This is a genomic window from Quyinboa mangrovi, from assembly GCF_042219825.1.
Classification (GTDB): Bacteria; Bacteroidota; Bacteroidia; order Bacteroidales; family UBA5342; genus JBHJHP01.
On the sequence record NZ_JBHJHQ010000005.1, the window covers coordinates 117725 to 141334 of the forward strand.

Below are 23610 nucleotides of genomic sequence, written 5' to 3' on the forward strand. Positions count from 1 at the left end.
ATAAATTAAAAAAATTTGAAAGCCATCATCACCAATGCATAGATCATGGTTGCAAGGATAACACCACGTCCTGCTTTCCATTTTTCCTTTTGCATAAAAAAATAGAAAATAATAAGGTTAATAATTGAACTTACAGCAACCAAAGCCGGAAATATTCTCTGCTTCACCATTTCCTGAAAAAAATCAAGATAGGCATCGGTAGAAACATTCACGAAAAAATATATGGCCATAATAACCGGTGGCAAAACAATCCCCGGTAAGAATCCCCACCAAAATTTACTGTAATCCGGATCCGGTTCAACCATTTAACCTTTCATTTAAATTATCCATAAAGTTGTATGCTGTCAAATCAATCATACAGGGAACCACAGAAACAAAACCATTTTTCAGTGCCCATTCATCCGTTTCTTCTGAGTCCGGTTCATGATCTTTAAAATACCCTGTGAGCCAGTAATATGTTCCGCCATGCGGATCAACCCGTTTCTCAAATTCCTCCGACCACACGCCATTAGCCTGTCTGCATATCTTAACCCCGTTAATCTGTTCCTCGTCAGGCACATTAACATTCAGGCAAACACCATTCGGCAAACCGTTCTTCAGAACATCCTTTACAATCGTTTTCGCAAATTTTTCAGCCTGTGTAAAATCAGCATCCGGATCAAACGATTTCAGACTTATTCCAACGGAAGGAATGCCGTTAAAACATCCTTCAATTGCTGCTCCCATAGTCCCGGAATAATGCACACTAATAGATGTGTTTGAACCGTGATTTATCCCTGAAACAACTACATCGGGTTTACGGGGCAACAGTTGATTAATAGCTATTTTAATGCTGTCTACCGGCGTACCGCTGCAACGATAAATTGAAATTCCCTCCTCTTCCCACACCTTTGCTATCCGTATAGGTTCCTTTACAGTTATAGCTCCGGACATACCTGATCTGGAACTGTTCGGTGCGATTACGAAAATTTCGCCTAACGGTTTCAACGCTTCCACAAGGCTGTTTATACCTTTAGAACGAAATCCATCATCGTTTGTTATGAGTATTAATGGTTTAGCCATGAAATAAATTTTTACAAAATTAATCAATTGAAGGTGACAAAAAAACCAGCCTGACGGTTGTAACTAAAAATTACTACATTTGTTTTTATATCGTAATCTTGAAGTTTAAATCTGCCATATTATTCCTGTTTATAAGCATATCCGGCTTTGCACAATATGTACCTGTATCTCCGGACGATCATTTAATGTTATTCCTTAACGAACTGGAAACTGAACATATAATTGATAACCTCAATCAAAGTTCATTTGAATGGTCAGAAAAAAGCATTTATAATATTCTTGAACAAGCCGAATACAACGCCAGAGATCTTAACCAAAGGCAAAAGCAGGAACTTGGATTTTATGTCAGGTATTTCAAATTGTACAACGAAGCAAACCGATGGTACGAGCACGATGTGGATATTGCACGATTTGAGAATTTCTCTCTGGGAATTAATCCTCCCGGACTTTATATCCGAAATGAAAATGGAGGCTTTTCCCTAACACCTTTAGCAGGCACAATGTTTACTCTTAACAGCGTTGACAAAAACCTGCAATATCATTACGGGTTAAAAACATCAGGTAACATTGGTCCTGTAGGATACTATTTTTCTTATCGCAGAAATGGCAACTCACAGTATACCTACGAACCATATATACAGGAGCATTTCCCTGCGCTGGGTTTTAGTTACGCATCACGAAACGAAATCAAGGCGGGTATTTCATTCTCTAATAATTTCCTTACTACGGCTTTTTCTTTCGATAATCCGAAATTAATGCCGGTTGCTAAAGAAATTAGTGTTTTGAATACTTACACACCCGCATTTCCTAGTATTTTAATCACAACCAGCCCATTGCCATGGTTATCCTATCAGTTCAGAACCGGATACATTAATACAAGTTTTGATAATACACAAATTTCAAATTACTTTTCAGGCACCAACCTGATAACCTCATTTGCTACTAATCAATTGATCATTAATCCGTATAAATCAATTGAATTAGCACTGGGTCAATCGGCTTTTCTAAAAAATAACGGCTTTAAATCAACGTACCTGATTCCGGTAAATTTTTATGTTTCCAATGATCCGAAACAAAATACCTTTCTGTTTTACAGGATCAATATCGCATCGGTTAGACATCTGAATTTTTCCTTCAGCCATATTATTGATGCATTCAGCATGGAAAGGATGCAATCAGACTACGATAAAAATGTGCATGCTCTTTATTTTGACATCTCGCTCAGCAACTGGCCTGCACCAAATCTAAACATCCATGGATTTTACAATGTTCAGTCTCCGTTATTTTTGGATCACAAAACGTCACCCTTATATAATTTATGGTTAAGCACAAACAGGTATTCAGTGGACAACAGAAGATTTTATGGATTGGAATTTGTGATGAACCCTACTTTTAATCTCATGATTCAGGCAGGCTATCAAAGGGAAGCCTGGGGTGATAGTTACACGTATTCAAATCCCTACCCCTACGATTTTGAAATACTTAGCCCTGTTAAACGCAAAACAGATATTTTCAGCTTTGAATTTACGTTAAAATCGGGATACAGTTCATCTTTATTTGCCGGAATACATTTTATAAACCACAAGGGTGATGATCCGTCATTCAGGGTGGTGGATTATAATGAGAATGTGGATTTCTTTTTTAGAACCGGATTCATCATTGGCCTGTAACAATAATTACTATTTTTGATCCTGTAAATTTTTGAGAATGAAAATTAAAATAATCATATTACTGTTCTTTTCGTTTCAGATTATTTCAGCCCAGGATATACCTGTGAATATCCATGAAACAGATATTTATGCCTTTCTGGATGAAATGGCAAACGCAAAGCTGATTGTTTTAAATACTTCCATTAAACCGTATTCGCGTAAAACAGTTGCAGAATTATTACTCCAGATAAAAAATCAAAAAGATAAACTCAGTGCACGACAAGCCAAAGAACTGAACTGGTATTTGAGGGAATATCAAAATGATTTAAATTACAAACCCAAAAAATCAGGAAATATTGATTTGTACAAACCAAATCCCAATACCTCATTTTCTCTTCATCCCTTAGGCTTTTACTATGCCGATTCCGGATCACAACTGGCTATTAAACCCATCTGGGGAATCAATAATTTTTTCAATGATAATGGATCAATGTATCATCGCTGGGGCGGTGCCGAAGCTTATGGATCAAAAGGGAATTGGGGATTTTATGCAAGCCTGCGCGATAATCATGAATCTGAAGCGATATCAAAACCTGCTTTTCTGACACAACGTACAGGAGGCAACTACAAAGGACTGGATTACAGTGAAATGCTGGGTGGAATTACGTATCAAAAAGACTGGGTATCAGTAGGACTGGTCAAAGATTTTTATACGGTTGGAACCAATTATTCGGGATCCAACATTATTTCTGACCGGGCACCTTCTTTTGCGCACATCAAACTTAAACTCACTCCCTGGGATTGGTTTGAATTCAATTATATGCACGGTTGGCTGATCTCAAATGTGATTGACAGCACAAATTCCTACGTTCTGAATAACGGAATACATCGTGACGTGATGCATAAAAAATACATTGCTTCTAACATGTTTACATTCAGACCATGGCACACACTGAACCTGTCGTTTGGTAATTCCATTGTCTACAGCGATTACCAGATTAATCCGGGCTATCTTATCCCCTTTTTATTTTATAAATCAGTTGACCACTCTAATAACTCCACAGATGGTGTAGGTAAAAATGTGGGACAGAATTCCTCCATGTTTTTCGACATCAGCTTCAGAGGGATTAATCATGTACATCTGTATCATGTTCAGTTTATTGACGAATTAAAAATTGCACGTTGGACATCACCGGATGAACACAATTTCTACAGTCAGAAAACCGGCATAATGGTTAGTAACTGGCCGGTTGAAAATCTTTTTTTTACAGCCGAATATACAAAAACAGTTCCTGTAACCTACCAGCACGATATTGCCACAACTACTTATCAAAGCAATGGCTACAATATTGGCCACTATATGCGGGATAATGCTGACGTACTATTTTTTGAACTCCGGTTCCATCCGGCAAAAAACCTGAATATTACCGGTAACTACACGCTGGAACGAAAAGGAGAAGAATATGGCTATAATCGTACATCACCAGATCTTGTCCGGCATCCCTTTATAGAGGAAGTCAAATACAGACGATCAGTTGCTAACCTGTGTTTTAACTATGAGCCTACTTACGGGTTACATTTGTTTGTAAATGCATCATTTAGCAATACAGACGGAGAGATGGCTGACAGATATATTCCTGCTTTTTTCAGAGGAAATCTGTTTACCTTGTCAACAGGCTTTAACATTGGGTTTTAGGCAAAATAAGTATTTGTTACTTCATCGAGTATTGAAAAAATTTCCTGCACAGATTCGGATCGTAACATTTTAATTCGCAGCGGTCTGAAATTATCCAGGGCCTTAAAAACAGGTGAAGCAGCCAGGTGTCTTCTGGTATGTAATATACCCCTTATTTCTCCTGACTTTTCGCAGTTTTCATAAAGCATTTGCTTCAGTATATCCACTTTTTGTGCGTTAGAATACCACGTCTTATTTTCGCCTGTTGTAAGGTATTCTGTAATCTCTTTAAAAATCCATGGAGCACCTATTGATGCACGTCCGACCATAATAGCATCCACGCCAAACGTATTGAATGCAAATTCAGCTTCAGCCGGTGTTCTGATGTCTCCATTTCCTATGACTGGAATTGTTATTTCCGGCATCTGCTTGACTTCTTTAATTAAAGTCCAGTCAGCCGAACCTTTGTACATCTGCTCCCTTGTACGCCCGTGAATGGTTATGGCTTTAATACCGGCATCCATTAACTGTAAAGCAATCTCTTTAATTTGTTTTGAATTGTTATCCCAGCCCAGCCTAGTTTTAACCGTAACCGGAGTCTTAACAGCATTAACAACATGCCTTGTAATTTTCATTAAAAGAGGAATATCGCGCAAAAGCCCTGCCCCAGCTCCCTTTGTGGCAATTTTCCGGGCAGGACAACCAAAATTAATATCGATAATTTCCGGTGCTGCTTCTTCTGCAATTTTTGCTGCTTCAGCCATCGCTTCCGGGTCTTTGCCATAAATTTGAATGGCAACGGGCCTTTCTTCCGGATCAATCTGAATTTTATTCACAGTTCTGTTGACGTTCCGAATCAAAGCATCTGCCGAAACGAATTCTGTAAATACAAGATCAGCACCAAATTTTCTGCACATTTTCCTGAACACACCATCCGTAACATCTTCCATGGGTGCCAGAAGCACAGCTCTTTGATTAAATATTATGTCGCCAATTTTCATTAAGCTTATATAACGCGTTTTGTTATCAAACCGCGAAGATAAAACAAATGTTTTTACTGACTTAAAGGGAACTTAATATGAAGGTATTTATGTTTAAAATTTATAATTCTATAATAATTTTAAACTAAAAATGCTCACACAGAGTTGCTACCAGCACTGCTTTAATGGTATGCATCCTGTTTTCAGCTTCATCAAAAACAATTGATGCATCTGATTCGAAAACCTCATCGGTCACTTCCAGCGCTTCCATTCCGAATCTTTGAAATATCTCCTCACCTGTTTTAGTTTCCCTGTTATGGAATGCAGGCAAACAATGCAGAAATTTCACATTCTCCATACCTGTCTTTTGCAGCATTTCGGTATTGACCTGATAGGGTTTCAGCATGTGTATTCTTTCGGCCCAAACTTCAGGTGGTTCTCCCATACTGACCCAAACGTCGGTATAAATAAAATCACATCCCTTTACACCTTCATCAACGCTTTCTGTTAATGTTATTGTTGATCCGGTTTCAGCGGCAATCATCCTGCATTTTTTCACAAGTTCTTCGTTTGGCCAAAATTCCTTTGGAGCCACAGCCCTGAAATCCATTCCAAGCTTTGCAGCTCCAACCATCAACGAATTTCCCATGTTATAACGGGCATCACCACAATACGCAAATGTGATGTCCTTAAGCTCCTTGTCTGAATGTTCCTGCATGGTTTGAAAATCTGCCAGAATCTGAGTAGGGTGATATTCATTGGTCAATCCATTCCAGACGGGTACACCTGCATATGCAGCCAGTTCCTCAACAATCTCCTGACCGAATCCACGATATTCAATGCCATCATACATTCGACCCAATACGCGGGCCGTATCCTTTATAGATTCCTTATGCCCTATCTGACTGCCGCTTGGTCCCAGGTACGTGGTGTGCGCTCCCATATCTTTGGCAGCAACTTCAAATGCGCAACGGGTTCGTGTTGAAGTTTTTTCAAATATCAGCGCAATCTGTTTGTTTTCAAGCCTTGGTATCAATACACCCTTTTCCTTTTCCGCTTTCAGTTTTGCTGACAAATCAAGCAGCATTTTTATCTCTTCCGTACTGAGGTCCAGTAATTTAAGAAAATGACGATTAAATAATGGATTCACCATAACAATTGCTTTTTTTGCGTTGTATATTTGCACTAAAATAGTAAATCTGAAGTGTAGTAAATCTGATAACCCTCATAATTTATGGAATCCTTTTTTGAACTTATCAAATCGAGACGTAGTTGCAGGAAATTTAAGAGTGAAAAACCTGACAAAAGTATAATTGATAAAATATTACAGTCTTGTTTGATGTCACCGTCATCCAAAAGCAGAAGCCCATGGCATTTTGTTTTAATTGATGACCAGGCGCTACTGAAACGTCTATCTATGAGTAAACCACATGGATCAAAACTAATTGCAGAAGCACCGATCGCCATCGTTATTCTGGCAGATCCGGCAACCAGCGATGTATGGATAGAGGATACATCAATTGCATCCATCAACCTGCAAATGGCAGCTGAAGATTCCGGTCTGGGAAGCTGCTGGGTCCAGATAAGAAACAGAGATTATGACGAACAAACCACCTCTGAGAAATATATCCGGGGGATACTGAATATTCCTGAAAACATGATGATAGAATCCATTATTGCCTTAGGATACAAAGATGAAAACAAGGAACCGCATGACATTCAAAAATTGAAAAAGGACAGAATATCATACAACCAGTTCAAAAACAAATATAGCTTTGACTAACGGTTTTTCTTTTTCCTGAATAAATTTCCCAGTTTTTCCAAAAACGATTCCTCTTTAACCTTTGTGGAATCACTTTTTACATGTTTTTTATTTCCTGCAAAAATATCTCCCACAATATCTATTAACTGTTCAATTCTGTCAGCAGGTTCTGCGTGATCGCGGTACATTGCCACATCGAACTGCCGGGCCATTCTGTTATTCATCATTTTAAATGAACTATCGAAATACCGTGTGTATTCGCCATCAGCCTGCGTATTTTTTACCATATTGGCAAATATTGGCAAAGCCATGTATGCGCCCTGTCCGTATGTTATGGTACGGAAATGGATTGCCGGATTTTCTGCTCCGACCCAAATACCGGTGATCAAATCAGGTGTTAATCCTATAAACCAGCCATCAGCATTCTGCTGAGTTGTACCGGTTTTTCCACCCATATCCATTCTTATACCATACGTCGAGCGAATAGATCGTGCTGTGCCGCTGTCCACCACCATTTTTAGCATATAAGCCATGGTAAGAGCCACGTCCTCATCCAGTACTTTAACCGGTTTTACTGGTCTGAATTCTTCCAGCACTTTCCCGTTTCTATCTTCAATCCGTGTCAGATAATACGGTTCAACCCGATATCCGCCATTTACAAAGGCAGCATAGGCCGGCACCATCTCAATAAGTGGAATCTCAGCTGTACCAAGCGCTATTGAAGGCACATCCGGCAAGCTTGTTTTGATCCCAAGATCATATGCCGTTTGTTTTACATTTTCAAGACCGCACTTCATGGCAACCTGAACGGTAACCGTATTTACGGAATTTACCAAAGCACCAAGAACCGAGTATTCCCCTCCGTATTTGTTATCTGAATTCGAAGGAGTCCAGTTGTCATAATCCGTGTAAACAATGCTGTCATTTTTAAAAAAATCATCGGGTTCAATGCCATATTCAAGTCCTGTAGTGTACACAAAAGGTTTAAACGTTGAACCAACCTGACGCCTGGAAAGCACATGATCGTACTGGTAGTATTTATGGTTTATTCCACCAACCCAGGCCTTTACATATCCGCTGTCGGGTTGCAATGCAAGCAATCCTGTATGCAAAAACTGAAGACTGTATTTTATGGAATCCAATGGAGTGATCGTCATATCTTTTTCCCCGTTCCACGAAAACATTTTACGTTTAACAGGTGCATTAAATGCAGAATCAATTTCAGTTCTTGTTTTATTCTGCTTCACCATCCGCTTAAACCTGTCAGAATTTTCAATGGCATTTCTAATGATTTCCGGATGTTTGTTCCATGGTTTACTGTTTTTCCAGTGATTATCAAAATCGCTCTGAAGCCGGCTCATATGATACTTCATTGCATCCTCTGCATCCCTTTGCAACCCGGCATCAATGGTGGTATAAATTTTAAGACCATCCCTATACAAATCGTATGGATCCCCGTTTTCTTTAAAGTGTGTGGCACACCACTTCTGCAGATCCTGCCGCAGATATTCCCTGAAATACGGTGCCAACCCACTGTGATGAGACAATAGTTTATAGTTTATTTCAAGAGGTATTTCCTTTAGTGAATCGGCTACATTTTCTTCCAGGTAATTGTATTTAACCATTTGATTTAAAACGATATTTCGCCGAGGCAGTGCGTTTTCCGGATGATAATACGGGTTGTACAAATTGGTTCCCTTCAACATCCCAATGAGAACAGCAGCCTCCTCCACTGTCAGATCTTTGAGATCCTTACTAAAATAATGATCTGCTGCACTTTTAATTCCAAATGTATTGTCACCAAACGGAACCGTATTCAGATAGAGGGTCAGAATCTCATCCTTGCTATAGATATCTTCCAGACGCCTTGCTGCAATCATTTCCTTCACTTTACTGAAAGAAAGACTTAAAAATGAATCCCCAATTCGGGGATAAAGGTTTTTAATGAGTTGCTGGCTGATTGTACTTCCTCCACCTGAGCTTCTGTCTCCCATCAATATGGATTTCACCAAAACTCTTATTACACTGCGCCTGTCAATTCCTCCATGCTCAAAAAAGCGGGCATCTTCAGTTGCCACCAATGCCTGAATAATAAATGTGGGAATCTCATCAAAAGATGCATTAGACCGGTTTTCAAAAAAGTATTTACCCAACAATTCATTATTGTCACTGTAAACTTCTGAAGCCAGGTAATTTCTTACGTCTTTCAGTTCCTCTTTCGTAGGAATATTGCCCCATCTGCCAGAAAAAAGCATACTAAGCCCCGCAACAAGCAGCAGAACAGCAGACAGAAATAATATAATAACAATTCTGAGAAAACGCTTTTTAGATTTCAGAGCCATAAAATAGATTTCGTTTTACCTATAAACGACAAACTACAGATAAATTGCACGTAGCGGTAAAACGCATCTGTAATTTATCACGTCAACCATTATAACAATCCCAATGGACGATCTGATTAAGGGGTTTGCGTTTTTTTACTTTTGAAGACAGATCATCATTATCAGCAGGGATTCCGACAGGCAGCATTGCAATCGGTTCAATATTTGGAGGAAGATTCAGAATTTCACGTGTAAGAATGGGATTAAAATTACATACCCAACATGTTCCAAGTCCCATTTCCGCTGCCTGTAATGTCATATGATCTACAGCAATTGCCACATCTATATCGGTATGATCCTTCCCATCAGCCTTTCTGTGCCATCCTTCAGCATGATCCCCACAAATTACGATTACAACCGGAGCCGTTTTGAACCATTCACGGGAATAACAGGAATGTATTTTTTCCAACATTTCCGGTTCACGAATGACAATGAATTGCCAGGGTTGATAGTTTACAGCTGAAGGAGCTATCCTACCAGCATCCAAAATCATTTCAATTTTCTCCCTGCCAATAATAATATCTTTGTATTGTCGTACTGAATATCGCTTTTGGATCAGTTCTTTAAAATCCATAACTAAAAATATTGACTTACCTCTTTTTGCAACTGATTCTTTGCCAGATCTACAGGCGTTTTACCTGCATCGTGATAATCCTCAATGAATTCTTTTGATAATTCAAGTGCAGGTGACTGAGGATTTATTCCTGACACTGTTGAATTTAATAATCTAACTACACTTTCTTTTGCCGTTACGATCAATGTCCATGCTTCAGGCGAAACGTATAATTGTTGCGACAAATTATGCTCATATTCCATGCGGATAGTTTTTAAAAGTTCACTATGCAACTGCATGGCATTCATATCGTGACGCTGAACCCTGAGTACAAGGTTTTCTGGTGTTATCCGTTCAAGAAAAAGAATCATGCGTTCATACGCACGAAACCGTAATGGTGTTGTGACCTTAAGATTATTATTCTTCAATTCAAAATACCTGCGGTTTTCTGTCAGCTTAAAAAACCGCTTCTGTGTAGTATAAACCGCCAACCATACCAATAAAGCCGGCAATAAGTACTTAATCACATCCCAAAGTTCATTCATAATCAAATTTTTTCGGCAATAAGGTATTTATTACGTTCGGCCCCGTTACGCGAAACCAACTCCGCAATAAAACCAGAAAGGAACAGCTGTGCCCCTATGATCATTGAAGTGAGTGCAATATAAAAAAATGCATTATCAGTAACCAATGGTGCTTTAAGATGATGCGACAACGCTAACAATTTTTGAACGCCAACCCAAACAGCTGCTATTACACCAATTAAAAACATTATAATTCCCCAGACTCCGAAAAAATGCATTGGCCTTTTCCCGAATCTGGAAATGAACGTAACAGATAACAAATCCAGCGGGCCTCTGATAAATCGTTCCAGCCCAAACTTTGTTACGCCAAACTTTCGTTCCTGATGCTGGACTACTTTCTCACCGATTTTTTTGAACCCTGCCCATTTGGCTAAAACAGGAATGTAACGGTGCATATCTCCGTAAACCTCAATACTCTTAACCACTCTATTTTTATAGGCTTTGAGTCCGCAGTTAAAATCATGCAGTTGAATTCCACTCATTCTTCTCGCAGTCCAGTTGAAGAATTTACTGGGGAGGTTCTTTGAAAATACAGGATCGTATCGTTTCTTTTTCCATCCCGAAACCATATCATATCCCTCCTTCATAATCATATCATACATGGGAGGAATTTCTTCAGGATTGTCCTGAAGATCAGCGTCCATGGTAAAAACCACATCACCTACAGCCGCATCAAATCCACAATATAAGGCAGCAGATTTGCCATAGTTCCGCCGGAAACTTATAGCATTTATTGTTATGGTGGTGTAACTCTCTTTAAGTTTTTTAATGACATTCCAAGAATCATCATTACTTCCGTCATCAACAAATATAATTTCGGTTGCAAATTTATTTTTAACAACCACATCATTTATCCATTTTGTCAACTCCGGCAATGATTCTTCCTCGTTAAACAAGGGAATTACAATAGATATATCCATCAAACTGTTTTCTATTATTCTGTTATGTCTTCTTCTATTCCCGCAAAAGGATCTTTGTTCACTTTTTTAACAAAAATGGAGGTTAGCAGGCTGATGATCGTTCCAATAATGATCCCATTTGTTATAGATCCGAATGCAAAATCCTGTGGTGTTGAGATACCATTTTCCTCAAGTTTAGCCAAAGCCTGATCCACTGCTTCTGCCGGAGCATTAAAACGGTCAAGCATATCCATGGTAAGTTGCCTGGACATCTCATACAATTCCTTTCCGTAATCAGGATTCACCCATTGCGCATATACATAACTATATACAGCAACCAGTAATGACGCAAAAACGGTTACCAATAACCCAAACGTAAATGCTTTACCATATGTAATATATCCGCCCAATTTTCTGTTTCGGTATTGTTGCTGAGAAATAAAAACGCCACCAAAATATAAGATCAGAGATAGCAGCATCGACATCATCGACATTGTGAAACCACCTGAAATAAGCGTTTTATTCATACCTGTTGTAGTAAGAATAATGTTGTAAATTACCAGCACTATTCCAAAAATGAAACCGTAAAACATTGAATTACTAATAATTGATTGATCCTTTTCCATAGTATTTTAAATTAATAGGGCAAATATATTAGTTTTTAGTCAAAGAGCGATGATAGAATTTCTTTATTCTGAGAAATCACCATGCCCTGTATGAAATGAAACTGAAATATACCATTCAAAAAAAGTTTAAAAAGTTTGCGATGAATCGTAAAATTTCTACTTTTGCGCCCGGGCAAGTCCCGTACGACCAGCTCCTGCTGAATTCCCCCAGGGCTTGACGGCAGCAAGGGTAGGCGGTTGTAGCGGTGCGATACGGGCAGCTTGCCCTCTTTTTATGCCGGATTAGCTCAGTTGGCCAGAGCACGTGATTTGTAATCTCGGGGTCCTCAGTTCGAATCTGAGATCCGGCTCTTAAGAGGTAAATTATATTGATTTACCTCTTTTTTTATACCTCGACGTGTACGTTAGTTAATTTAAGTTACAAAATATAACATATTGAAGTATTTTCACGTAATTGTAAAACGCTAAAAACTCACTTACATGTCAAAAGCATTTCTTATAACCGGTTGTTCCTCAGGTATCGGCAGAGCCACAGCAGAATTACTTCTTAAAAATGGTTTCGTTGTTTACGCCACGGCGCGCAAACCTGAAACCATCACTGATTTGAAAAATAAAGGCGCCGTAACCTTATATCTTGACGTCACAAATACAGAATCCATTAAAAATGTGGTTGCAAAGATTGAAAAAGACGAAATTCAGCTTTACGGCCTGATTAACAATGCCGGATACGGACAAATGGGTCCGATTGAAGAAATAACCGAAGAACAGGCATTTAACCAGATGAATACCAATGTTCTCGGACTGGCATCAGTGACCAGGCATGCATTACCTCTGATTCGAAAACATCAGGAAGGTATCATTGTAAATATCAGTTCCATTGCAGGAAAAGTTTCCATGCCTTTAAGCGGCTGGTATTGTGCATCAAAATTTGCAGTAGAAGCATTATCAGATGCGTTACGCCTGGAAGTGGGACAGTTTGGCATCAAAGTAATAACCATTGAACCAGGACCAATACGCACAATGTTCGGAGAAACAGCATATTCTTCTGCCGATCATGTTCCGGAATCAAGTGTATATAAGTCAATGATCAATCGTTTGACGGGATGGTCAAAAAACACATTAAGTGACCGTGTGGCAGGAAAGCCATATGATGTGGCCAATGTAATTTTTAAAGCTGTTCATAAACGAAATCCACGTGCAAGATACAGAGTAACACTACTTGCAAAATCTCTTTTCATTCTCAGAAAATATGCTTCTGACCGTTTGATGGACTTTTTGTTTAGAAAGCAGATGGGGATAAAAAAATTCTAACTGTTTATTCCCCAAATTTTCCATAAACAAACCGTTGTTTTCCGAAAATATCTTTCAAAATAACCACATCATGGAAAGAGTTATTTTCCAGCAAACGCTTAACCTCGGCTCCTTTATTTTCATTAATTTCTAACCATATTTCACCATCATTCGCCAGATATAACCGGGCAAATTCAGATATTCTCTGATAAAAAATCAATGGATCATCATCGGGAACAAACAAAGCACTGTGTGGCTCATACTTCAGGACATTGGCTTCCATTTGAACTTTTTCACTTTCCAGCACATAGGGCGGATTACTTACAATCATGTTAAACTTTTTAACGGGCAATGTACCGTTTTGAGATAAGATATCGTAATAAAAAAAGTGTACGTCCAGATTATTTAGCTTAGCATTTTCATTGGCCAGTTCAATCGCAACCTGCGATATATCACAGCCAAACACCTTGGTTCCTGGCATATACTTCTTCAATCCAAGTGCTATGCAACCTGATCCGGTCCCAATATCCAGTATATTAGCTGAATTTGCTGCCACTTTATTGCTGATACGAGATACCAGTTCTTCAGTTTCCGGTCTGGGAACCAATACTCCGGGTCTAACATTAAGATTCAGTCCTACAAATTCAGTATCACCCGTTATATATTGGATAGGTTCGTACTTAGTAAGACGATCAACAATTGACGAAATCCTTGATGACACATCTTTAGGTAGTATCTTGTCATTATTCAGCAAGATACGTGTTTTGTCATATCCAAGAACATGCCCCAGTATCCAGACAACAAAACTTTCGACCTCGCGATCCGGATACAGACCGCCCAGCTTTTGTTTTATGTAGTTGATGTTTTTTTGCATAGCTTTGCAAAGGTAAGAAAAGGTTAGAGCATTAAAAACATGAAAAAAGTTAACTCACCGGAGTTATTTATGCAGCGCTGTTTAACGCTGGCAGGATTCGGATCGGGGCACGTATCTCCCAATCCAATGGTTGGATGTGTTATTGTACATAAAGATAAAATTATAGGCGAAGGCTACCACATTGAATATGGAGGGCCTCATGCCGAAGTAAATGCCATCAACAGTGTAAAAGATAAAACACTACTCAGAGATTCGACTTTATATGTAAATCTTGAGCCTTGTGCTCATTTCGGTAAAACCCCACCATGCAGCAACCTTATCATAGATAACAAAATACCTCACGTTGTTATCGGAACTATCGATCCATATTCAAAAGTAGCTGGAAAAGGGGTTGAAAAAATGGAAGAGGCTGGAATTAAAGTGGAAGTCGGCTTATTGGAAGAGGAATGCAGGGAAATTAATAAAAGGTTCTTTACCTTTCACAATAAAAAAAGACCTTACGTAATTCTTAAGTGGGGCGAAACAGTTGATGGATTTATTGACAGGGACCGATCTAAAGTCATTAGCAAACCAACCTGGATTACTTCGGATGCCTGTAAAGTTGCGGTTCACAAACAGCGGGCTGATGAGGATGCTGTGATGGTCGGAACCAATACTGCTGAAAGAGATAACCCTTCGTTAAGTGTACGCTACTGGACAGGTCACAATCCGTTACGACTGGTACTGGACCGCCAGCACAGGCTCCCCTCAGAACTTCATCTTTTTGATTATGTTAATCCAACCCTGGTTTTTACCAGAGATGCCAAAAAGAACGTAAAAAACCTGGAGTATTTTGAAGTTGATTTTGAAGACTATCTTCATGAAGATATCTTGGATGAATTGTATGAAAGAAATATCATGTCTGTTATCATCGAAGGTGGCACACGCCTTCTGAAAGGATTTATTTCCAAAGGTCTTTGGGATGAAGCATGGCGTTTCATCGGCAATAAATCGTTTATATCGGGCATAGATGCGCCACGCTTAACAGGAGAGTTAACTGGCAGAGAAAAAATGTCTGATTCCATATTGCTTGTATTTAAAAACAAAAAACAGTAATTTTAAGATAAGAATATAATTACTGTATATGTTTAATAGCTTCGAATTTCCTGAAGTAGTTCTCCAGCTTCTCAATCATATTTATATCGTTACGGTATGGAGCATTGCCATACTTATTGTTCTGGAGAACAGGAATCCGGTTAAAACCATGTCGTGGGTACTGGTTCTTATTTTGCTACCATATGCAGGTTTGATCCTGTACATATTCTTTGGACAAAATTACCGCAGGCAAAAAATAATTTCCAGAAAAAGCATCAAACAGATCGAACTGATCAATGGGTATTATGACGTTCTGAAAAATAAATTCAACATCAAAAAAATATTACTCCCGTCCGAACTGGAAAAACACAGAAAGCTCATATCTCTCTTATTTAGAAACAATCACACATTATTTACAGATAATAACCAAATAAAACTCCTGAATAATGGAAGCGAAAAGTTTCCTGAACTTTTGAATGATATTCAGAGGGCTAAATCTTTTATCCATCTGGAATATTATATATTTGAGGACGACAACATCGGAAACACTATCCTTCAGGCTTTGTTTGAAAAAATAAAAGAGGGTGTAGAAGTAAGATTAATTGTGGACGATGTTGGAAGCTGGCATTTAAAGCAGAAATTTTTCAAAAAACTACGTTCCGGAGGAATCGAAGTCTATCCTTTTCTGAAGGTCAGGTTTCCGTTTTTTACAAGCAAAATAAACTACAGGAATCACAGAAAAATAGTAGTTATAGATGGAAAGATTGGATACACGGGTGGTTTAAATGTAGCTGACCGCTATGTGAAAGGAGTTAAAAAACTAGGAGCATGGCGGGATTTACATGTTAAAATTGAGGGTGATGCTGTATCAAGTTTACAAAGTATTTTTATTTTAGACTGGTATTTTGTAAGCAGGGAACGCATTAAAGCCAGCAAATATTTTCCTGAAATCATCCCAACAAGGAAAAACAACCTTAGAATGCAAATCGCATGGAGCAGTCCGGATAGTGACTGGAAAACCATAGAACAGGCATTTTTCACTGCAATCAATGGCGCAGAAAAGTACCTCTACATTGAATCCCCATATTTTTTGCCTACAGAAAGTATTTTAATGGGATTAAAAACAGCGGCTCTGAGCGGAACGGATGTCAGATTAATTGTTCCGGGGAAATCTGATGCTGCTATAACCGAAGCATCTTCACATTCTTATTTAAGAGAAATAATGGAAGCCGGTGTCCGTGTTTATTTTTATCAGGATGGTTTTCTGCACAGCAAACTTTTAATTACAGATGACAGCCTGACAGCTGTCGGTTCTGCCAATATGGACTTCAGAAGTTTTGAGGACAATTTTGAAGTTACAGCATTTATTTATGATCCTGATACAGCTGCTACTGCAAGGGAAAATTTCATGTCTGATCTGGCATCATCCCATGAAATTTCGCTGGAAGAATGGAAAAAAAGAAAACGATTTCGAAAATTTACTGAGTCCCTGGCAAGGCTCTTCAGCCCTCTGCTCTAATCACTTATATATTCAAAAGATAAGAGGAGCAAAGATAGGCATCTTTGCTCCTCTAAAATTACCCTAAACCTAAACCTATGAAAAAATACGTAGAAGTAATACAAATGTATAGTATATAATTTATATCGGCAAATTTTCAGCTAAAATTTGTCCTGAAAACGTTTACACGCCCCATTAACAAGGGGATCAAAATATTCATTTCCAATAATTTAATGGCTTAAAAACAAATTAACATTTTTTCATATATACATCAATACATCTATCCGGCAAGGACAAAAAATTAAGGATGAGCGGGCGCTCATCCTTAACCTAAATTACCCTAAACCTAAACCTATGAAAAAAATTACCTGTTTGTTGTTGAATACAACAAAGTAACGGCATTTTTTAATATTTGCCAAATTTTTACTTCAATTTTAAACATTTTTAAAATGACAGGTATATAAAAAAATTAAGGATGAGCGGGCGCTCATCCTTAACCTAAATTACCCTAAACCTAAACCTATGAAAAAAATTACCTGTTTGTTGAATGGTTCAAAGAAAAGACAATTTTCAATAACTACCAAATATTTTTAAAATTGTTTTGCTATTTTTTTGATAGGATAAATACCAGATTTCCTTTAGTCGCTCTAAATCAAAAATTTAATTTAAAATTATTTTCTATTTTATTGAGTGGATCATCAGAAATTATTAACCAGAAAGTTATAAAAACAAAAAGGGAGTTGAATATTCAACTCCCCCCGGTTTTCATGCAGAAAAATCCACACAAAACTGTTTGTTGGCGAGCCAAATATATCATTATTTTATTACATACTTCCCTTTTTTTATGATAATTAGTAACAAATTATCATCATAACATTAATTCTGCTATCCCAGCTCAACTTTTAACATTTTAATAATCTCACTTTATGACAAATAGCCTTCACCACTTACTTTTGCATCTGATTTATTACAGAATCAAAAAATAATTTGCAATTGCTCATTAAAAACCCGTAAAATATTTTTGGGACTTAATAAAAAAGTCTATTTTTGCATCCCGATTTATGGAGTAGAAACAGAGTAAATTAAAATAAAAATGAAACGTACATTTCAACCTTCAAACAGAAAGAGAAAAAATAAACACGGTTTTCGTGAAAGAATGTCATCAAAAAACGGTCGTCGTGTTTTAAATGCTCGCCGGGCTAAAGGAAGAAAAAAACTTACTGTTTCTGATGAGCCTGCGTTAAGAAAATAATATACAAGAGAAGTAAAGAGAGATCTTTACTTTTTTTGTTTTCAGACCTATCAATTACTTTTTACCTGTATTTTTTTCCATTCTATTTATTCATTACTTTTACGCGTAAATTTTTTAACACGCAAAATGAGTATCATTCGCTTTCTAACCTCAAAGGTCTTTTTTAAAAACCTTATAATCAGCATTATTTTATTAATTCTGATCCTTGCCTCTGTATTTATTGGACTTTATTTTTACACCAATCATGGCAAATCTGAAATTGTTCCCGATTTAAAAGGGATGAATGAACTACAAATAAAAAGAGTACTGGATAATCAGAATCTCAGATATGAAATAATAGACTCTATCTACACCGACTCTGTTCCAAACGGAACATTATGGGAACAGGTTCCTGAAGCTGGTTCGAAGGTAAAAAAGCACCGAAAACTTTTTCTCATATTTAATGCATCCACCAGAAAGAGTGTTGCGATGCCTGATATCAGAGATCTTTCATTGAGGCAGGCCAAAACAGTGCTTGAAAGTGCAGGTCTGAAAATTGGCGATACGATTTACATCCCTTCTGAATTCAGGAATCTGGTAATTGGACAACATTTTGAGGGCAAAGAAGTAGAACCAGGAAAACCGGTTATTGAAGGAAGCCGGATTGATGTTTTAGTCGCAAATGGTTTGAGTAGTGAGAAAACAATGTTACCCGAATTGAAAGGTAAGTTTTATACTGATGCAGAAAAGCTGTTAACAGGCAAAGGACTAAATATTGGAGCAACAATACTGGCCGACAAGGATTTAACAGAAGATCAGGACAAAGATTCTTTATTCGTATTAAATCAAAAACCAACATCTGGTTCACTGGTTAATATTGGATCATCAATTACCTTGTGGCTTACAGCCGACACACTGAAACTCTTGCCGGATACACTGAATACAGATATTACAAAATGAGTGAAGCTTTAAATAAAATAGATGAAGACAGCCAGGACCAGGAACTTTTTGAACATTACAGATTTGAATGCGATCCGGGTCAAACCCTGTTAAGGGTAGATAAATTTTTGGTTGACCGGATAAAAAATGCTTCAAGATCTAAAATTCAGTCTGCTGCAAATGCCGGCAATATTTTAGTTAACAATAAAAGTGTTAAACCAAACTACAAAGTAAAACCGAACGATATTGTAACCATTGTACTCGAATATCCGCCCTATGAGTTTAAAATTATTCCGGAAGATATCCCTTTAAACATTGTTTACGAAGATGATCATTTGATGGTGATCAATAAACCCGCCGGACTGGTTGTTCATCCCGGAATAGCAAACTATACAGGCACTTTGGTAAATGCGCTGGCTTATCATTTAAGTGACTTACCAATGTTTAACGGAGATGATCCCAGACCAGGTTTAGTTCACCGTATAGACAAAGACACCACCGGACTTATGGTGATTGCGAAGAACGAACTGGCAAAAAACAAGCTCGCCAAACAGTTTTTTGATAAAACAACTGAACGCACCTACAACGCCATAGTTTGGGGAGATTTTGAAGAAGAATCCGGAACAGTAACAGGCAAAATTGGACGAAACCTTAAGGATCGTATTGGAATGGATGTATTTGACAATGAAGGAGACTATGGAAAAGATGCTGTAACACATTACGAAGTTCTTGAACGTTTTGGTTACGTCTCGCTGGTAAAATGTAACCTCGAAACCGGAAGAACACATCAGATTAGGGTTCACATGAAACATATCAGTCATCCACTGTTCAATGATAAAACTTATGGTGGCGATAAAATCCTGAAAGGCACAACATTTACTAAGTATAAACAGTTTATAGATAATTGTTTCAGCATTTGTGACCGACAGGCATTACATGCCAAAACATTGGGTTTTGTACACCCTGCAACCAATAAATTTATGCAGTTTAACTCTGAATTACCGGATGATATGAGTCTGTTAATTGAAAAGTGGCGGAATTATGTTGCTAACCGAAATCTCGAATAAATTCATTTATGATAAAAAATATTGCAATTGTAACCGGTGGTGATCAATCTGAAATTGTGGTTTCACTAAAAAGCGCAGAAGGCCTGAAATCATTCATCGACCATTCAAAATACAACCTCTATGTTGTTATTTTAGAGAAAAGCAATTGGCGTTTAAGACTCGATAGCGGTATTGAGGTAACCATAGATAAAAACGATTTTAGTGCAATAGTTGACGGGCAAAAAGTAACATTCGATTGTGTTTACAATACCATCCATGGCATGCCGGGAGAAGATGGAAAATTACAAGGTTATCTCGATATGCTTTCCATTCCATATACCTCCTCCGGGGTTTTGGCCTCATCTGTTACCTTTAATAAATTCTTTTGCAACACTTACCTGAAGGCTTTTGGTATTAAATCAGCTGAATCTTTGATGCTCAGGAAAGGCATGGCCATCACAACAGATGAAGTTATTAGCCGCGTTGGCCTTCCATGTTTCATCAAGCCTAATGCCGGTGGTTCAAGTTTTGGCGTAACCAAAGTAATTCAAACCACAGATATATTACCTGCCATTGAAAAGGCTTTTAAAGAAAGTGATGAAATTATTATTGAGTCATTTATTAAAGGAACCGAAGTCACAAACGGTATTTACAAAACACTGGATCGCGAAGTAGTTATGCCCGTTACCGAAGTTGTACCGAAAAATGAATATTTCGATTTTGAAGCTAAATACACCCCCGGAATGGCAGACGAAATTACACCTGCACGAATTTCAGAAGAACTTACACAGCGAATTCAAAAACTGACTTCCGCTATTTATAACATACTGGGTTGCAAGGGCATTGTGCGTATCGACTACATCATTTCCGACCAAACTATTTATCTTCTGGAAGTCAATACAACGCCCGGCATGACCCTGACAAGCTTTATTCCTCAACAAATAAAGGCAATGAACGTTCCCATTGCCGACGTATTTACCGAGATTATTGAGGATGCAATAAAGAGAGCCTGACTTATTTCACCAATTTTGAAATTGCTTTAAATTCAGGTGCTTTTGCATTCTGGGTAAGTTCGAATAATACCGATTCATACGTGGTAATTATTGCACCTTCCTGTCTCAGTCTTTGTAGTGCCGATTCCTTATCTTCATCGTAACGACTTGACACACAGTTTTCAACAACGACAGGTTGATAACCAAAATTAATCAGATCAATGACAGTCTGTAATACACACACATGTGCTTCAATTCCTGCAACAATCACAAAGTGTTTTCCGGTAGATTTGAGCTTCAAATTAAATTCCGGTTCGTCACAACAACTAAATGAAGTTTTCTCAATATATTCAAACCTGTCAAATGCTTCACGAAGATAACCAACAGTCTCCCCCAGCCCTTTTGTATATTGTTGAGTTACCAGTAAAGGAATATCCAGTATCTTCAATCCTTCAGTAAGTTTAACACAATTTTCAAGTACTGTTGGTTGCTTTTTCATGTGCGGAAGTAATTTTTCCTGCATATCTATCATCACTGCAGCAGTATCTGATTTTACAATTCTCATCTTTATATTTTTTTACAAAAATAAGCATGATTGGCTGTAATAAAAAGGATTTGAGAGTTATAAATAATGAATTATTTCCTTATTGTTTTTTTTTCTATTTTTGTATGTATATTTTTATATATCAAAAAATAATATGATAGGTAAAGTTCCGGAGCCAACAATTCGAAGACTACCGTTTTACTTGGCACATATAAAATTATTGAGTAACAGTGGGCAGCAATTTATCTCCTCTACACAGTTGGCTAAAGATATTGGTGTTGACTCTTCGCAGGTAGCCAAGGATCTTTCATTTATCGACATTACTGGAAAAACCCGTGTAGGATATGAAATCAAACCTTTGATTGAAGTGCTTGAAACTTTTCTCGGATTCAGCGTAAAACATAAAGCATATTTATTTGGAGCCGGGAGTCTTGGCTCAGCCCTGCTACAGGATACCGGACTAAGGCAATTTGGTCTTTATCTTTCCGCCGCATTCGATGTAAATCCGGATATTGTTGGCACAACGGTCAGCGGAGTGCCTATACGTCATGTGGATGAATATTTTGAAGTCAGGAAAAAAACCGGAGTTGAAATAGGAATATTAACAGTTCCTGCAGAAAAAGCTCAGGATGTAGCGGACTTTATGATTGAAGGAGGCATCCGGGGGATCTGGAATTTTACACCGGTAAAAATAAAGGTACCCAAAAAAGCAGTGGTGCAAAACACATCACTTTATGCGCATCTGGCCCTTATTTTTAATAAACTGATACACGGCGATAACTATTGATGAGTTATCAGTTCCTTCATTTTTTTGAAAATTTCCGTATTATCCATTATTCCCCTGAATTCTTCAGAACCTGGCCCCCACGCAAATACCGGCACCATAACACCTGTATGCGATTTTGTAGTATAAGCAGCCTGTATCTCTCCTTCTGAATAACTTCCACCAGCAATTGCCATTCCTCCGGTTTCATGATCAGCAGTAATAATGACCAGGGTATTTTTATCCTTTGCTGCAAATTTTAATGCCTCTCCTATGGTATAATCAAAATCAAGCATCTCTCCTACAATATAATCCGTATTATTGGCATGGCCTCCCCAATCAATCTGCGAGCCTTCAACCATAAGGAAAAATCCCTTTTTATTATTGTCAAGAATATCAATTGCGGTTTCTGCTGCCCTGGGCAACATATCTCCTCTTTCATCAAATGGAGGATTATGCCCTGTTGCTGTTAGCCCTACCAGCTTCCCATCCTTTACATTTTCTATCTCATCCATATTGGTCATAACCTGGTATCCTTCGTCTTTAAATTTTTCGAGGAGGTTTCTGCCATCCTTTCGTTTTGCAAAATTATCATATCCGCCACCTAGAATAACTTCGAAATCCGTATTCATAAAATCTGCTGCAATATCCTCATACATATTTCGGGATACCTGATGTGCAATAAAACTTGCCGGTGTGGCATGCGTTATAGAAGATGTTGAAACCAGACCTGTACTTTTCCCAAGCTTCTCGGCAATTTCAAGAATTGTTTCTACAGGAACTGAATCCGGTGTCATAGCTATCATTCCGTTTTTTGTTTTATAACCACTGGATAAAGCAGTTCCTCCTGCGGCAGAATCCGTAATGTAATTATCCGCAGAATAAGTTTTGGAAAAACCTGTATTTTTAAAGTAATTCAAATATAAAAGTCCTTTATTTACAGTCATTCCTGCCTGAATCTGGGCAATTCCCATACCATCACCAATAAGTAAAATAATGCTTTTAGGTTTTTTCCCTTCTTTTATGTCCGGGAGATTCAGTTTATCTACTTTGTAAACAGGAAATTTATTACTTTTAATTTCCTCGTTATAATGAAACTGGGCTGTTACATTTATACCGATTAACACAAATAATACCGATAGTGCGTATTTCATCATTTTTAGATTTTAAGCTTCGAATGAAATGAAT

The 23610-nt window shown here is 37.9% G+C and carries 23 protein-coding genes, 1 tRNA gene and 1 other RNA gene; 13 read left to right on the forward strand and 12 right to left on the reverse strand.

The genetic code is table 11. The features are described 5' to 3' along the window. Nucleotides 1-5: 5 nt before the first annotated feature. Nucleotides 6-305, reverse strand: a complete 300-nt coding sequence (locus ACE1ET_RS11800) for a hypothetical protein (RefSeq protein WP_375728614.1) — start codon at nucleotides 303-305, stop codon at nucleotides 6-8. After that, nucleotides 298-1062 (reverse strand): 5'/3'-nucleotidase SurE, encoded by a 765-nt coding sequence (gene surE / locus ACE1ET_RS11805; RefSeq protein ID WP_375728615.1) that lies wholly within the window; start codon nucleotides 1060-1062, stop codon nucleotides 298-300. The genes ACE1ET_RS11800 and surE overlap by 8 nt, the downstream gene beginning before the upstream one ends. Before the next feature lie 98 nt (nucleotides 1063-1160). Here surE and ACE1ET_RS11810 point away from each other — a divergent pair, with 98 nt between their 5' ends. Then, a complete protein-coding gene (locus ACE1ET_RS11810; protein WP_375728616.1) occupies nucleotides 1161-2732 on the forward strand; it encodes a hypothetical protein in 1572 nt (523 codons plus the stop codon). Nucleotides 2733-2769: 37 nt separating this feature from the next. Beyond that, nucleotides 2770-4407: a hypothetical protein gene (locus ACE1ET_RS11815; protein ID WP_375728617.1), complete on the forward strand. Its 1638-nt coding sequence runs from the start codon at nucleotides 2770-2772 to the stop codon at nucleotides 4405-4407. Here ACE1ET_RS11815 and dusB read toward each other — a convergent pair. After that, on the reverse strand, nucleotides 4404-5387 hold the full coding sequence (gene dusB / locus ACE1ET_RS11820) for a tRNA dihydrouridine synthase DusB (protein ID WP_375728618.1): 984 nt from the start codon (nucleotides 5385-5387) through the stop codon (nucleotides 4404-4406). The genes ACE1ET_RS11815 and dusB overlap by 4 nt on opposite strands. Nucleotides 5388-5511: 124 nt before the next feature. Then, nucleotides 5512-6519, reverse strand: a complete 1008-nt coding sequence (gene argF, locus ACE1ET_RS11825; RefSeq protein WP_375728619.1) for an ornithine carbamoyltransferase — start codon at nucleotides 6517-6519, stop codon at nucleotides 5512-5514. An 81-nt stretch (nucleotides 6520-6600) separates the two neighbouring features. On the opposite strand from argF, the gene ACE1ET_RS11830 reads away from it, so the two are divergent. After that, complete coding sequence (locus tag ACE1ET_RS11830; RefSeq protein ID WP_375728620.1) at nucleotides 6601-7149, forward strand: nitroreductase family protein; 549 nt, start codon at nucleotides 6601-6603, stop codon at nucleotides 7147-7149. Here ACE1ET_RS11830 and ACE1ET_RS11835 read toward each other — a convergent pair. The 5 genes from ACE1ET_RS11835 to ACE1ET_RS11855 all read right to left on the reverse strand — a co-directional run bounded on the left by ACE1ET_RS11835 (nucleotide 7146) and on the right by ACE1ET_RS11855 (nucleotide 12171). After that, the gene (locus ACE1ET_RS11835) at nucleotides 7146-9470 is read right to left on the reverse strand and encodes a transglycosylase domain-containing protein (protein ID WP_375728621.1); all 2325 of its coding nucleotides are present in this window, start codon (nucleotides 9468-9470) and stop codon (nucleotides 7146-7148) included. The two genes, ACE1ET_RS11830 and ACE1ET_RS11835, sit on opposite strands and share 4 nt — an antisense overlap. A gap of 82 nt (nucleotides 9471-9552) precedes the next feature. Further along, a complete protein-coding gene (locus ACE1ET_RS11840) occupies nucleotides 9553-10083 on the reverse strand; it encodes a nitroreductase family protein (RefSeq protein ID WP_375728622.1) in 531 nt (176 codons plus the stop codon). A 2-nt stretch (nucleotides 10084-10085) separates the two neighbouring features. After that, nucleotides 10086-10607, reverse strand: coding sequence for a DUF7935 family protein (locus tag ACE1ET_RS11845; protein ID WP_375728623.1), 522 nt, complete (start codon nucleotides 10605-10607; stop codon nucleotides 10086-10088). Between the two features lie 2 nt (nucleotides 10608-10609). Then, the gene (locus ACE1ET_RS11850; protein WP_375728624.1) at nucleotides 10610-11566 is read right to left on the reverse strand and encodes a glycosyltransferase family 2 protein; all 957 of its coding nucleotides are present in this window, start codon (nucleotides 11564-11566) and stop codon (nucleotides 10610-10612) included. A gap of 14 nt (nucleotides 11567-11580) precedes the next feature. After that, nucleotides 11581-12171: a DUF4199 domain-containing protein gene (locus ACE1ET_RS11855; protein WP_375728625.1), complete on the reverse strand. Its 591-nt coding sequence runs from the start codon at nucleotides 12169-12171 to the stop codon at nucleotides 11581-11583. A 170-nt stretch (nucleotides 12172-12341) separates the two neighbouring features. Here ACE1ET_RS11855 and ffs point away from each other — a divergent pair. The 3 genes from ffs (at nucleotide 12342) to ACE1ET_RS11870 (ending at nucleotide 13482) form a co-directional block, all read left to right on the forward strand. Next, an RNA gene (gene ffs / locus ACE1ET_RS11860) (signal recognition particle sRNA small type) lies at nucleotides 12342-12441 on the forward strand. A gap of 6 nt (nucleotides 12442-12447) precedes the next feature. Beyond that, nucleotides 12448-12521 (forward strand) — tRNA-Thr (locus ACE1ET_RS11865). Between the two features lie 130 nt (nucleotides 12522-12651). After that, nucleotides 12652-13482 (forward strand): SDR family NAD(P)-dependent oxidoreductase, encoded by an 831-nt coding sequence (locus ACE1ET_RS11870; RefSeq protein WP_375728626.1) that lies wholly within the window; start codon nucleotides 12652-12654, stop codon nucleotides 13480-13482. Between the two features lie 4 nt (nucleotides 13483-13486). Here the strand turns inward: ACE1ET_RS11870 and prmC are convergent, their stop codons facing one another. After that, complete coding sequence (prmC, locus tag ACE1ET_RS11875) at nucleotides 13487-14335, reverse strand: peptide chain release factor N(5)-glutamine methyltransferase (RefSeq protein WP_375728627.1); 849 nt, start codon at nucleotides 14333-14335, stop codon at nucleotides 13487-13489. A gap of 39 nt (nucleotides 14336-14374) precedes the next feature. Between prmC and ribD the strand changes: the two genes are divergently transcribed. The 6 genes from ribD to ACE1ET_RS11905 all read left to right on the forward strand — a co-directional run bounded on the left by ribD (nucleotide 14375) and on the right by ACE1ET_RS11905 (nucleotide 21136). Continuing rightward, complete coding sequence (gene ribD, locus ACE1ET_RS11880) at nucleotides 14375-15430, forward strand: bifunctional diaminohydroxyphosphoribosylaminopyrimidine deaminase/5-amino-6-(5-phosphoribosylamino)uracil reductase RibD (RefSeq protein ID WP_375728628.1); 1056 nt, start codon at nucleotides 14375-14377, stop codon at nucleotides 15428-15430. Nucleotides 15431-15458: 28 nt separating this feature from the next. Then, a complete protein-coding gene (gene cls / locus ACE1ET_RS11885) occupies nucleotides 15459-16928 on the forward strand; it encodes a cardiolipin synthase (RefSeq protein WP_375728629.1) in 1470 nt (489 codons plus the stop codon). Between the two features lie 1072 nt (nucleotides 16929-18000). Beyond that, nucleotides 18001-18159 (forward strand): 50S ribosomal protein L34, encoded by a 159-nt coding sequence (rpmH, locus tag ACE1ET_RS11890; protein WP_375728630.1) that lies wholly within the window; start codon nucleotides 18001-18003, stop codon nucleotides 18157-18159. A 126-nt stretch (nucleotides 18160-18285) separates the two neighbouring features. After that, nucleotides 18286-19098 (forward strand): PASTA domain-containing protein, encoded by an 813-nt coding sequence (locus ACE1ET_RS11895; protein ID WP_375728631.1) that lies wholly within the window; start codon nucleotides 18286-18288, stop codon nucleotides 19096-19098. Further along, nucleotides 19095-20144, forward strand: a complete 1050-nt coding sequence (locus tag ACE1ET_RS11900) for an RluA family pseudouridine synthase (protein WP_375728632.1) — start codon at nucleotides 19095-19097, stop codon at nucleotides 20142-20144. The genes ACE1ET_RS11895 and ACE1ET_RS11900 overlap by 4 nt, the downstream gene beginning before the upstream one ends. An 8-nt stretch (nucleotides 20145-20152) precedes the next feature. Then, on the forward strand, nucleotides 20153-21136 hold the full coding sequence (locus ACE1ET_RS11905) for a D-alanine--D-alanine ligase (protein WP_375728633.1): 984 nt from the start codon (nucleotides 20153-20155) through the stop codon (nucleotides 21134-21136). Nucleotide 21137: 1 nt separating this feature from the next. Here ACE1ET_RS11905 and ACE1ET_RS11910 read toward each other — a convergent pair whose 3' ends face one another. Beyond that, nucleotides 21138-21680 (reverse strand): hydrolase, encoded by a 543-nt coding sequence (locus ACE1ET_RS11910; RefSeq protein WP_375728634.1) that lies wholly within the window; start codon nucleotides 21678-21680, stop codon nucleotides 21138-21140. Between the two features lie 133 nt (nucleotides 21681-21813). Between ACE1ET_RS11910 and ACE1ET_RS11915 the strand changes: the two genes are divergently transcribed. Continuing rightward, a complete protein-coding gene (locus tag ACE1ET_RS11915; protein WP_375728635.1) occupies nucleotides 21814-22446 on the forward strand; it encodes a redox-sensing transcriptional repressor Rex in 633 nt (210 codons plus the stop codon). Here ACE1ET_RS11915 and ACE1ET_RS11920 read toward each other — a convergent pair. Beyond that, nucleotides 22440-23579 carry an alkaline phosphatase gene (locus ACE1ET_RS11920; protein WP_375728636.1) on the reverse strand — a complete coding sequence of 380 codons (1140 nt, stop codon included), beginning with the start codon at nucleotides 23577-23579 and terminating at the stop codon, nucleotides 22440-22442. The genes ACE1ET_RS11915 and ACE1ET_RS11920 overlap by 7 nt on opposite strands. Nucleotides 23580-23610 lie beyond the last annotated feature (31 nt).